This window comes from Phaeodactylibacter sp. (assembly GCF_022763345.1).
Lineage (GTDB): Bacteria > Bacteroidota > Bacteroidia > Chitinophagales > Saprospiraceae > Phaeodactylibacter.
This window is the reverse complement of record NZ_JALEGS010000070.1, coordinates 16,863-29,680: the sequence shown is the minus strand read 5'-3', so window position 1 is coordinate 29,680 and position 12,818 is coordinate 16,863. Positions and strand designations below refer to the sequence as shown.

The 12,818-nt window shown below is 47.5% G+C and carries 7 protein-coding genes; 3 read left to right on the top strand and 4 right to left on the bottom strand.

Translation table 11 applies throughout. The annotated features are described in order from the left end of the window. Window positions 1–2,801 (bottom strand): choice-of-anchor L domain-containing protein (locus MRY86_RS19480; protein WP_293571830.1); only part of this gene is annotated, 2,801 nt, incomplete at its 3' end. Window positions 2,802–3,450: 649 nt separating this feature from the next. On the opposite strand from MRY86_RS19480, the gene MRY86_RS19475 reads away from it, so the two are divergent. From MRY86_RS19475 to MRY86_RS19465, 3 genes are read left to right on the top strand one after another with little or no spacing between them, the layout of a single operon-like run. Further along, window positions 3,451–4,305: an AraC family transcriptional regulator gene (locus MRY86_RS19475; protein WP_293565404.1), complete on the top strand. Its 855-nt coding sequence runs from the start codon at window positions 3,451–3,453 to the stop codon at window positions 4,303–4,305. A gap of 38 nt (window positions 4,306–4,343) precedes the next feature. Further along, a complete protein-coding gene (locus MRY86_RS19470) occupies window positions 4,344–4,715 on the top strand; it encodes a hypothetical protein (RefSeq protein WP_293565403.1) in 372 nt (123 codons plus the stop codon). A gap of 24 nt (window positions 4,716–4,739) precedes the next feature. Further along, window positions 4,740–5,105 carry a VOC family protein gene (locus MRY86_RS19465; RefSeq protein ID WP_293565401.1) on the top strand — a complete coding sequence of 122 codons (366 nt, stop codon included), beginning with the start codon at window positions 4,740–4,742 and terminating at the stop codon, window positions 5,103–5,105. A gap of 251 nt (window positions 5,106–5,356) precedes the next feature. Here the strand turns inward: MRY86_RS19465 and MRY86_RS19460 are convergent, their stop codons facing one another. The 3 genes from MRY86_RS19460 to MRY86_RS19450 all read right to left on the bottom strand — a co-directional run bounded on the left by MRY86_RS19460 (window position 5,357) and on the right by MRY86_RS19450 (window position 12,789). Beyond that, complete coding sequence (locus MRY86_RS19460; RefSeq protein WP_293565399.1) at window positions 5,357–7,705, bottom strand: ATP-binding protein; 2,349 nt, start codon at window positions 7,703–7,705, stop codon at window positions 5,357–5,359. A gap of 102 nt (window positions 7,706–7,807) precedes the next feature. After that, window positions 7,808–9,973, bottom strand: a complete 2,166-nt coding sequence (locus MRY86_RS19455) for an ATP-binding protein (protein ID WP_293565397.1) — start codon at window positions 9,971–9,973, stop codon at window positions 7,808–7,810. Window positions 9,974–10,443: 470 nt separating this feature from the next. Beyond that, window positions 10,444–12,789 (bottom strand): ATP-binding protein, encoded by a 2,346-nt coding sequence (locus tag MRY86_RS19450; RefSeq protein ID WP_293565395.1) that lies wholly within the window; start codon window positions 12,787–12,789, stop codon window positions 10,444–10,446. Window positions 12,790–12,818: the final 29 nt, after the last annotated feature.

The window sequence follows — 12,818 nt, the reverse complement described above, 5'->3', positions numbered from 1 at the left end:
TTGACGGTCAGGTTTAGAACAACCGTGGAGTCACATCCCTGGAATGATCCGCCGGGAATGGTTTCTGTAAAGGTGCCGGAGGTGAAATAGGGTACGCCATTAATGGAGAAAGACTCCCCATCGCAGATTTGGGCACTAATGTTTTCGGTGACGGGCGGATTGACGGTTAGGTTCAGAATAACCGTAGAGTCACAGCCTTGGAATGAACCTCCAGGGATGATTTCGGTGAAGGTGCCGGTGGTTGAGTACGGTACCCCGTTGATGGAAAAGGACTCTCCGTTGCAGATTTGGGCGGCGATGTTCTCGGTTAAACCAGAGATTACGGTTAGGTCCAGTATGATCGTGGAGTCGCACCCCTGGAATGAGCCTCCGGGGATGATTTCGGTAAAGGTACCGGTGGAGGAATAGGGCACGCCGTTGATGGAGAAAGACTCCCCATCGCAGATTTGGGCGGCGATGTTCTCGGTCACAGCTGGGTTGACGGTTAGATTCAGAATAACGGTGGAGTCACAGCCTTGGAAAGAACCGCCGGGTATGGTTTCTGTAAATGTACCGGAGGTGGAGTACGGTACGCCGTTGATGGAGAAAGACTCCCCGTCGCAGATTTGCGCACTAATGTTTTCCGTGACGGGCGGGTTGACGGTCAGGTTTAGAATAACCGTGGAGTCGCAGCCTTGGAAAGAGCCACCGGGTATGATTTCCGTAAAGGTACCTGTGGTGGAATACGGCACGCCGTTGATAGAGAAAGACTCCCCGTCGCAGATTTGGGCGGCGATGTTTTCCGTCACGGGTGGGTTGACGGTCAGGTTTAGAATAACCGTGGAGTCGCAGCCCTGGAAAGAGCCACCGGGAATGATTTCCGTGAAGGTGCCGGAGGTGGAATAGGGTACGCCATTGATGGAGAAGGACTCCCCATCGCAGATTTGGGCGGCGATGTTCTCGGTTAGACCAGAGGCTACCGTAAGGTTCAGCACTATCGTAGAGTCACAGCCTTGGAATGAACCGACAGTTATCACTTCTGTAAAGGTGCCGGTGGTGGTATAATCCGTCCCATTGATGGAGAAGGACTCTCCATCGCAGATTTCGGCACTAATATTCTCTGTGACTCCTGAGGTTACAGTTACTTCCGCAGAAGCGGTCACTTCTTCCCCGCAGTCGTCGGTGACAGTCACAGTGTAGGTTGTGGTTTGGGTCGGAAACTCGACGATAGAAGCCCCTGAGGCCCCTGTACTCCAAGCGTAGGAATAGCCTGGCAAACCGCCGTCAACGGTTACGTCGAGTTCTGCCGATGCCCCTTCGCATACAGTGAGCGGAAGCACCTCTGCAGACAGCGGCGGAACGTCTTCAATAATTAATTCTATAGAGGTAGATGTGCAGGAACAAGGGGACTGCAAATCGAGAATGATCGTTTCCTGGCCCTCAATGATGTTATCGGGTAGTACCGTCACCGGTAGGGTAACCTCGCTTAGACCAGCGGGTACGGTCACAGAAGTGCCAAACGGGAGGTAATCTACCCCTGCCGTAGCGGTACTTTGAGGGGATACAGAGAAATTGATCACTCTATCTGTACTGATATCTCCGCCGGCTCCTAAAATGAAGCTGCCGTCTGAACAGGCCTCGAAGGTGATGTTGGAGTTCGTAGTCGGAGAAAAGGCTTCACCGGAAGAGGCTCCTCCTGCGTTAAAGCTATTGGCTTGCAGGAAAACGGCAGAATCATAAACATTATCTGTACCATCGCCAATTATGAGTTGAATCGTATATTGCTCGCAGGGTAATACATTGGCTATCGCTGATAGTACAGTGGTAAAACCATCAAACTGAATATCCTGCTGGTTGAAAAAGGTGCCGCCACATTCATCGGTGTTGCTTATGTAAAAATTACTATTGGTAAACTCATTAATGGTGTTGATGGAAATAGCATCATTAGTACCGGGTACGAGTGCAATATTCTCGCCATTCATACTGAAACCTCCGTTGATACCAGGGCCACTAATGAAAAACCCAAATACATCATTGAAATCATCACCTACGAATTCGCAGTATTCTTCTGAGGCAAATACAAAATTGAAGTTGATCTGAGATACGGTTGGGGTAAACTGAAAGGAAATACCATTAGCATCAAAGACATCAAAAGGTGCCGATAAAATTTCAAGATCTGGATTTCCAACTCCATCGAGGTCAGTGCCTTCATCAGAAAAATTATTGGGCCCTGGCGCATCTTGAATAGATCCGGTAGAGAGTATAATACCGTTCCCAATTCCAATGGAAGCATTACCGTTTGAAAAACTACCAACACCAACAGGGTTCCCGATAATTGTAGCGTTGGCCACATCAAAACAACCGCCCCCGATAAAGATGTTTTCAATGAGTGATTGCGCAGACTGCCCGCCCTGTACCTGTAGGTTGGCACGCGAAACCGCAGACGTTTGGGGAGGCCGCGAGCGGCGGCTTACGGAGAGATAGACGGCCACTGCTTCGTCTACTCCCGCTTCCTTCTGAAGAAGGAGGGTATGGCAGTCTTCTTCTGCAGTGAAAGAAATTGGGTTGGCAAGGCTGCCGTCTGCCTGGACGAAATTAACGGTAGCTCCGTCGATACCCGACAACCGCAATTTGTAATCTTCACCAATTTGGAGATTGCATAGCTCTACTTCCTTTGTATTGCCACGCATTTGTAGCAGGTGGCGGGAAGCACTGCCCTCGTGCTGAATGGTGATTGGGTTGGTACGGAATGCACTGCATAGTACTATAATAAGAATACCCGACAACAAAAAGCAAAGCGTGTAAATCTTAGTGTTTTTCATTTTGAGACTTTTGTAACCGGCTACACCTTGTTGGACGGCGGTAAACTGCACTGAAATGACTTGTGGTAACAGGGGCATTCACCCACGCTGACTATGCCGGACATTCGAACTCTGTCCGCGAGGTCCAAGATGGCACCTGGCTTATGAGAGAAGGTCGGGCAATACTGCCTGGATGAATTAGCGCATCTTTGCTTAATGTAAAGGCAATAGCAGCAAACCGTAGCTCCGGCTGATTAGCCGGGCTACAACTCTATTTGGACAGGTTGTTTCCTTTGTGCCCTGTCCGGAGGCATAATTGTTTTGGAGTAATAGGCTGAGTTGCAGATCAAGCTTTGCTCTCCCCTGAGGAAGGCCAGGCAGTTTGGCAATAAACTTGATAACTCCTCATCTTGAAATGAATATCTCTTTTTTTTCTTTATCCGTTTAGGGGATTGCAAAAGTAGGTCAATGCAGATGCTACATGGTTATGCGGTTTTCATAGGGGCCGCCGAATAAAGTATAATTTGAGACACTTTTTGCAGGTTAAAACTTCAATTTTGCTCCTGTAACCAGCAACAGCCTGGTTTTTGATTCCGCAATTTTCATTTTGGCGGCAGGTTGTAGCAAGGACAAGACAAATCAAAACGTCCTAAGGGAAACCATAATCAGCATGCAGATCAGAATCATTCCGCCGAATCACCAGCTAAGGAGATATATCAACCAGTTATGGGTGCTTTCATGCAGTGCCGGAGTCCCTGAAGCAGATGGGCGGATAGTGGTGCCTAATGGGACGGGTAGTGTCTTGCTCCCGATTGTAGGCAGCCTCGAGTTTGTGGGTGCGCACAAACGCCATATTCTGAAGCAGGGGCATACTTTTATATCAGGTATTTGGGATGAACCAAAAACCATTTGCTCCCAAAGTAAAAACTTGCTGGTATTAGGGGTCGATATTAACCCGATTGGAATATCCAGAATTTTCCCTCTTCCGGTACATCAATTTACCAATAACATCCTCAGCTTAGAGTATATATTGAGAAACAATCAAAAGCTGATCGGCTATGAGTTTCCAGTAATGCGTGATCTGGGGGTAGCAGTACACAGCATACAGGACACTTTGTGCCGGCTTTTGAGGGCAGAAGAAAGTCGGCATCGTATCATTGATTGTTGTATTGAGCGTATAGTCAGCGCCTCCGGGAAAATAGGCGTAAACGAACTTGTAGAAAAATCGGGCTATACCAAACGTTACCTCGCCATGCTGTTTAAAGAGCTAATTGGTGTTTCTCCAAAGGTATACGCTGAGATCATCCGGTTCAACCAGTTTTATGATGCATGGGCCAAAGCAAAGGAGCAGGATTTTTATTCTGATATGCTCTATGAGTATTATTACGATCAATCTCATTTTATTAAGGAGTTCAAAAAATTCACAGGATACAGCCCTCTTGCTTTATCCAGAGCAGGGAATGCTTATGGCAAACTTTTCTACAACGATTTCCCTTTTTTACAATCCTACGGTCTTAGGGAGTAGTATGTTTGCACTATTATGGTTCACTAAAAACAGATAGTGTGAATTTAAAAACATTGTTTTTTGCTTTTTTAGTCTGGTTTGTCCCAATGACGATTAGCATGGGGCTATACGATCAGGACAGCCAAAGCTACCTCCCAAACTTCCCGGTTTTTAAAGCCATCATGCTGAGCTTGCTTTTTGGCCTTACCTATTGGTTTTACAGGCTTTTGAGTAAGACGGGATTCGGAGACTGGAGGAAGGTGGCTTTCACTTTTCTGCTCGTTAGCATCATTTTTGACATGGTTGTTTTGGTAGGCCTTTTGAAAATGGAATTGGCCATGTGGAGCTATGCCATCCTTCCGGGGTATCTGATTGCATTTTTCGGTTTAGGATGGTTATTACTTAAAAAATCGAAACAAATACGTGTTTAATCTTTCAACTTTAAAACTTAAATCATGAATGCTGTAAACTGGTTTGAAATTGCGGTAGATGACCTGGAAAGGGCGAAAAAATTTTACGAAGCTGTTTTTGAGAAAGAGCTTCAGCAGGTTGCATTAGGGGAAGACCTGATGGCCCTGTTTCCATACGATCCTCAGATCGCTAATGCCTCTGGGGCCTTGGTGAAGGGGCGAAATTACACCCCTGGCATGTCAGGAACCAAGATTTATTTCCACTCGGAGGATGTGAATAACGAATTGGCCAGAGTAGAAAAATTAGGTGGCCAGATCGTTATGGCAAAAACCAATATCGGCGACTTTGGGAATATTGCATTTTTTCAGGATACCGAAGGCAATCTAATCGGGCTTCATTCAAGAGGATAGATTATAGAAATAAGAGACATCCATGTAGTGGTTTGTGGAACTTGAGCGAACCACTACATTACCTGTTTGATAAAAAGGGGAAGACCGCGCCAGCTGTAGCAATACATCATTTGCCAAGTACAGCTCAAAAGTTGAAGCCCCAGTCATGATCTTGCATACAATGTGTGCTATACCCGGCGTCAGCGGATTTACTTGATGAAATGCTGGATAGCCTGTTATTCGCCAGGGGCAGACCGGTAGAGAGCCCAACCTCAGGCACTGATTGCAAAATAAAAAGTGCTGCCTTTTCCAAGCTGACTTTCTACCCGTAACTCACCGCCCAGTTTTTGGGCAGCGATCCGGCTAATCGCCAGCCCCAGGCCGGTACCTTCAGTTTTGGTATGATTGCTTCTGAAAAAGGGCTCGAAAATCCTGGATTGGTCCTCCTCCGGTATGCCCGCCCCATTGTCTCTTATGTAAAGCACGGTTTGCGGGGCTTTGTCAATGAGCCCGATCTCTACTTTCGGCTGCGTGCTGTGCTGACTGTATTTAAGCGCATTTTCCAGCAGATTGGTAATCACCTGCCGGGCGAGCAGGGGGTCCGTCTCCACGGTAGGAAGCGCGCTGCTAAAATCAATTTGTACCTCAGGATAGTTCTGTTCGGGGGAAAGCTGCTGCAGAATATCTTTTACGAGGTCCTGTAAGTTGATAAATGTGGTCTGTATGGAAAGCTCATCAATGCGGTGGATTTCCTTGAGCTGCTCCATGAATTGAATCATTTCCTCAGTGATTTTTTGCACCGGGGCGACTTCGCTGGTGGACAGGGGTTGATTCCTGGAGACGAGTCCGGAAAGCTGATTTTGCAGGTTGAGCACGTAACGTTTAAGATCATGAGAAATGGAAAACTGAAGCCCTTCGAGGTATTCCATTTTTTCCTTTACAATTTGACTTAGTTGCGCTTCCTCCTTTGGGGAAGGAGTGGTATTGCCCAGGTTATGGACGGCAACCTGCAGCCGCTGTAGCTCTGTCATTAACTCCTCCATTCTGCCGGTGCCTAAAAGTGAAGGTTGAGGCGCTGAAGTATTGCCCTGTTTAGATGGCGCCTTGCCTATGGCGGTCAGCCGGCTCAATAGAAACCGCAGGGTCGCCCCTTCCTTATTTTTGTAGTATCGCCATACGCCGATAAGGAGTAGCAATGCAGCCAAAACGGTTCCTACAGAAAGCAGTATGACTCTTTGCTTCGACTGGTTGAGGGCGGCCATTTTTTCTGAATATACAGCTTTGGCGTCTTGCAGCGCTTCCTGATCTGCCAATTCTTGAGCGGAAAAATAAACTTTGGAATTAAACATAGAATCCTTAAGCTGCGCGTAGGTTTGAAAGTACTGGTAAGCAAGTGCTGTATTGCCAAGGGAATCATGGATACTATGCAGAGATTCGTAAATTTTTGGTTTATAGATATCCAGTCCTGCCTCCGTTGCAAAATCTAATGCCGCATTTGCTTTCTCCAGGGCAGTGTGAAATTTACCCAGCTTTAAATAGTTGTTGGCCCGTAATAAGTTAGCCTTTACCTTAGCATCAAAAAGCTGGGCGCGTTGAGCAATCTCCTCTGCTTTAGAGAGGTAGTGAAAGGAAGAATCCATCAAGCCGGCAACCCCAAAATAATTTCCAAGATTGAACATAGATTGGACAATAGACAAGGTATCCATCGGCTCGATGAGTTCAAGATTGATGCGTTTATGATGTATGGCGCTATCAATGGTAGAAAGGTTTTTAGCGTAAGCATGGCTTAGGATATCATGGCAAGTACCTAGCAGATCATATACCCGAGGATGTGGGGGAAGCTCTGCTTTGACCTCGTAAGCCAGCTCCAAGGCTTTCTCATCATAATCTAAAACAAGGTAGGTATGGGCCAGCCCCAGTTTTTTATCCGCGATATCCTCAATATTGCCCAATGATTGGGCCAGTTTTATGGCTTTGCGGCCATGCCATAGCGCAGAATCAATTTGCCCGGTAAGGGTGTAAAGGTGCCTTAGGTTACCATGTGCCAATACTGCATTAGGCCGATTGGAAGGGTCAATGCGGAGCGCGGTATGGTAATATTCCTTCGCTTTAGTTAGCTCGCCCTTAAGTTCATAGGCTACGGCAAGGTTGTTGCTGATTTTTGCTATTTGGGAGGTTTGGTCGAGTATTATATTGAGCTTCAGGCATTGTTCTAATATAACGGTGGCTTTATCCAGCTCGCCCATACGGCTGAGGATAATGCCAAAGTTATTGAGGGCGCTCTGCCAAAGCATAGTGTCTGCCGCCTGTTGAGCCAAATGAGCGGAGGTATCTAGCAGGGCAGTGGACTTTTCCCAGTCCCCGCCGTAATAGTAGCAGTCTGCCAGAATCTTATAGGCTAACGACTCAAGCCCGGTGGAACCTAACCGCTTCGCCTCTTTTAGGGCATCGTTCGAAAGTTTGGTGGCTTGATTGACTTCCCTATGGATAAGAGTCTTGACCTCTTCGGTCAACGCTATGACCTTGAGACTGTCTTCAACCCGAGATTGGGCGCTTACAGAGAGCGAGGCTACTGTTGCAAGCGCAAGCAACAATAGCAACTGGAGTGTTCTTTTTTTCATAGTTTACTTTTGCAAACTGTAGAAAGCTTTGTTTGGGTGGCATGGATTACGCCATACCTTTAAGTACAATATAAGTATAAAACTGGTTCCGAACCAACCATATTATGCACTTAAGGCAAAAATGAAAGTACTACCTTGCCCCAGCCTGCTTTCTACCCGCAGCCCTCCGCCCAGTTTTTGAGCAGCAATCCGGCTAATCGCCAGCCCCAGGCCGGTGCCTTCAACTTTGGTATGGCTGCTTCTGTAGAAAGGCTCGAAAATCCTGGACTGATCGTCATCGGGGATGCCCTCTCCGTTGTCCCTTACGTAGAGGGCTGTCTCCCTGCCTTTATTGGTGAGGCCAATTTCTACCCTGGGCTGAGCGCTGTTTTGGCTGTACTTAAGTGCGTTTTCCAGCAGATTGGTAATCACCTGCCGGGCAAGCAGTGGGTCGGTCTCCACGGTAGGGAGTTCTCCGCGTAAATCAATTTGGACGCCCGGGTAGTTCTGCTCCGGAGAAAGCTGTTGCAGCACATCTTTCACCAGGTCTTGCAAGTTGATATAGCTAGCCTGTATGGATAACTCATCAATACGGTGGATTTCCTTCAACTGCTCCATGAATAGGATCATTTCTTCCGTGATTTTTTGCACCGGGGCGACTTCACTAGGTGACAGGGGTTGGTTTCTGGAGACAAGCTGGGAAAGCTGGTTTTGAAGGTTAAGGACGTAGCGCTTCAGGTCGTGCGAAATAGAAAATTGCAGCCCTTCCAGGTACTCGATTTTTTCCTTTACCATTGTGTCGATATCCTCTTGATGAGCAGTTGCTTTTGCTGCTCCACCCTCCTCGTTGATCATATCCTGTAGTCGCTGCAGCTCACCGGAGAGTTCTTTCATTTCGCTGATTCCAGCGGGTAACAATTCCTCCAGGCGCTCAGATGCTTGCCCTGGCTTGCCAAGTTTGTTAAGTTTGCTGATCAGAAACCGCATGGTATGGCCCTCCTTTTTTTTGAAATAGCGCCATGTAAAAAACAATAGCATGAGGGCGGCTATTATTGCCACCGAAGAAAGGAGTACTGTCTTTTGCTTACTCTGGTTCAGTGCAGCCACTTTAACGGTAAAAGCCTCCTCGGTAGCCTTCAGCTTCTGATAGTCAGTCAGCTCTTGAGCCGTAAAATAGGTACGGGAGGTGTAAACGGAGTCTTTAAGCGCAGCGTATTTCCTAAAATAGTGGTAAGCCTGTTGGCTATCCCCAATTGAATCGAAGGCGGTTTGCAGAATTTTATACAGTTCCGTTTTTTTCAAGCTTTGATTTTCCCGCTCTGACATTTTCAGCGCCTTACGGGCATGGGCAATGGCTTCCCTGAAATGCCCCTCTTGGATTAAGTTGGAAGCCCGGATTTCTTCAGCGTCAATCCGCTCACTAGCCAACTCCGCCCTTACAGCTATATGCTCCCCAATATCCAGGTAATAGTAAGAAGAATCCAGTCGGCCTGCTGCTGAAAAATAATCACTCAGCGCCAGGTATTCCTTCACCATAAAGAGCGTATCCATCGGTGGGCATAACTTTAGCGCAATATGGCTATGAAGGATGGCGCTGTCTCGTTTTTCTGGCAATCCGGAGTAGGCCCGGCTCAGCAGGCTGTGTGTATTCTTTAAAAAATCCTGGCCTTCACCACGTTGCTGAATCCGGTACAGCGCCTCTTTGCCGGTCTTCAGGGCTACGGAGTGGTCTCCGATCAGGTGATAGATGTGCCCTTGTACCACAAGCGCGCCAACGTACCGGTCCTTGTCGCCTCGTTCCTGAGTTGCCTCCATCGCCTGCCTGCCATACAGCAGGGCAGAATCTAGCTGGCCGAGGGTCATGTGGATGTTTTGTAGGTTATTGTAAACGAATGAAATGTACATCCATCCGGGCGGAGCGATTGCAAGGGCTTCTTCGAAGAATTCCCTGGCTCTTGATAATGCTCCTCGCTTTTGATAGGTGATAGCCAGGTTGCAATAGCTGGCAGCCAGCAGGTCAGGCCGGTTGATGGCAGTATTGAGCTCCACACACTTTTCAAGGTAACAGCGGGCTTCGTTAATTTGCCCCATTCTGAGGTACTTCATGCCGGCATCATTGATGACTCTTTGCAAGACCACCGTATCTTTTGCCTCCAGGGCAAAAACTGCCGCCGAATCCAGGTAGGCAATGGACTCGGGCAATCGTCCTTCGTAGGAGACATAATCTGCTATGCTGTTGTAAGAAATAGCGATCAGATAGGGGTCGCCCAAAGCTTTCGCTTCTGACAAAGCTACTTCGGAGGTAGCAATAGCCTCCGACGGTTGCTCTTTTGAAATTTCACGGGCTTGTTTTAATAAACGGATAACGTTTGATGGCTTAGCCGGCTCAGACTGTCCATAACTACGGTTGGGAGTGAACAACAAAGAACAGACTACCCCTAACATGCATATACCAGTGGTCCCCATAATCGCTACTGTTAATAAGTTAACAATGCTCCAACTTACAAAGGAAACAGAAGGGATGTCCTTTGTACTGAAGGCAACCTAGCGTTATTCAGTGCGTGCTGTTTGTTATCGTTGTGCTTTCGCGTCGGGAAAATCTGTTTGTAGTTTTTTAGGTGATCCGTATCGGCTATATCAGGTGTCTGGTTGTCTAAATTCTAATCAGGTATAAGAGACACCCGAGCCTGTCATCAGAGCGGTCCCAAAGCCTGGCTTTAGGGATAATGCTGAATAACGGACATCTCTCTGTGGAATTGTCAGGTGCCAAGTGCAAAATAAAAAATACTTCCTTCACCTAACTTGCTTTTTACACTTATTTCGCCACCTAGTTTTTGAGCAGCCATTCGGCTGATGGCCAGCCCCAGCCCCGTGCCTTTAGCTTTCGTGGCTTTACTCCTGTAAAAGGGCTCGAAAATCCTGGTCTGTTCTTCCTCGGGGATGCCTTCTCCGTTGTCTTTTACGTAAAGTGCAGGCTCCGGGTTTCCATCAGAAAGGCCAATTTCTACTTTGGGGTGGGTACTGCTTTGGCTGTATTTGAGTGCGTTCTCCAGCAAATTGGTAATCACCTGCCGGGCAAGCAGGGGGTCCGTTTTTACCGTTGGAAGCTGTCCGCGAATATCAACCTGTACCCCTGGATAATTTTGTTCGGGGGAGAGTTGCCGCAACACATCCTGGATTAGGTCCTGTAAATCGATGAAGGCATTTTGAATAGCCAGCTCGTCGATACGGTGAATTTCCTTAAGCTGCTCCATAAAGACGATCATCTCCTCGGTAGTCTGCTGAATCGGGGCTACCTCGAGCGGAGCCAGCGGTTGATTTTTGGAAATGAGCTGGGAGAGTTGGTTTTGCAGGTTGAGCACATAGCGCTTAAGGTCATGGGAAATAGAGAATTGCAAGCCCTCAAGGTAGTCGATTTTTTGCTGTACGACCTGATTGATGTCCTCCTGAGCGGAGGTGTTGGCCTTTGCTCCATCAAGGTGCTCAGCAAAAACCTGAATGCGCTGCAGCTCTGTCAGCAGCTCCTCCATTTCGCTTACATCCATCGGTAAGAGCTCTTCTGCTATTAAAGCAGGCTTTGCTGTTTTTGTTGGTCCGATGGCACTGAGCCTGCTCAAAAGGTAGCGCAAAGTCTTACTTTCCCTATTTTTGAAATACCACCAGGTATATACGAGCAGGAATAAGACCACAATAATTACTCCGGCCGTGAGCAAAGAGGTCCTCCGTTTGGACTCGGCAATAGCAGCCATTCGAGTGGAAAATTGTTGTTCGGTAGCTGCTATTTGTTTCTGATTGGCAATTTCCTGAGCCGTGTAATAAGTCCTGGAGTTGTAAATAGAATCTTTCAGTGATGCGTAAGCCTTGAAATAATGATAAGCTTGCTCAAGATTACCCAGCGAATCGTGGACGGTCTGCAGGTTTTGATAAAGCTCAGCTTTGGCGAGCCCATAATTTTCCCGGTTAGCAAGTACCAGGGCTGAATCTGCCTGTTGTAGGGCGGTTTCGAACTCCCCTTCCGCGATTAAATTGATGACGCGCTGCACCTTGCAGCCTAAGTATTGTTTATAAAGCTTTGCCTTAGTAGCAGTGGCTTCTGCTTTTTGGATATAGTGGTAGGAAGAGTCCAACTGTCCCAGTTGGCTATGATACTCTGCCAGGTTTGTCCAGATCCCTACAATTTGAACCGTGTCAACTGGGGCCACACTCTGAAGGGCAAGGTGCATTCGTTGGATAGCGCTATCCAGCCTCCCCGGTATTTCAGAGTAGGCCTCGCTCAATAAAGTGTGATAAGCCGTCCAGAGCGTAGTTTCCATTGGCATATTCGTCAATACCGGCCGTACTTCCCGGGCGATCTGGAAGGCCGTTTCCTGATCGTCCAGCTCGGTGTAAATCGTGCCCAGCTGTAGTTTTAGCAGAACCTCCATCTCAGGCTCCTCCGTTTTTTCCAGCAGGCGCAGGGCTTCTTTATTGTGCCAAATGGCGGAATCAAGTTGCCCTTGCGAGTGAAAGAGGTTTCTGAGATTATTATGGGTCCTAATGGCGGAGCCAATAGGAGTATTTGGCGCGGTCAGTACTTTATAGTAATAAGCTTTGGCTTCGGTAAGATTGCCTTTGGTTTTGTAAGCGTTTGCCATATTGTTGTAAATCATGGCAACTTTCCGTTGGTTATCCAACGCAAGATTGAGCTGCAGGCTTTCCTCCAGGTAGAGCAAAGCATGACCGGGATCCCCCATTCGGATGTAAATCACGCCTGCCATATTTAAGGCGTTTTCCCATAACGCGGTGTCCCGGACTTGTTGTGCATAAAGCTTCGTAGAGTCTAGTAAGGGTATTGCTTCCAGCCCATTGCCCTCCATGTATTTGCTGAAAGCCAATCTGCCGTACGCAAAGGCAATTAGACGGCCGGAACCAATTTCACGGGCTTTAGCCAGACCGGACCGGATAAGTTGGTTGGCTTTTGGAGGGTCGTTCTGTAGATTTTTAGCCTGATCTAGCAGTTCAACAACTTTAAGGCTGTCTGCTTCTCGGGATTGTGCAAGAGCCAAAGAGGTTGGCGCGGCTCCGAGAAAAAGTAGTAGGATTAGTTTAAGTGTTTGAGTTTTCATAATTCAGACCTTTGCAAAACCAGGAAAAT

Coding starts and splice junctions, on each gene's coding strand:
- MRY86_RS19465 (WP_293565401.1), top strand. CDS start 4,740: ATGAATGCTGTAAACTGGTTTGAAATTGCGGTAGATGACCTGGAAAGG.
- MRY86_RS19460 (WP_293565399.1), bottom strand. CDS start 7,705: ATGAAAAAAAGAACACTCCAGTTGCTATTGTTGCTTGCGCTTGCAACA.
- MRY86_RS19475 (WP_293565404.1), top strand. CDS start 3,451: ATGCAGATCAGAATCATTCCGCCGAATCACCAGCTAAGGAGATATATC.
- MRY86_RS19450 (WP_293565395.1), bottom strand. CDS start 12,789: ATGAAAACTCAAACACTTAAACTAATCCTACTACTTTTTCTCGGAGCC.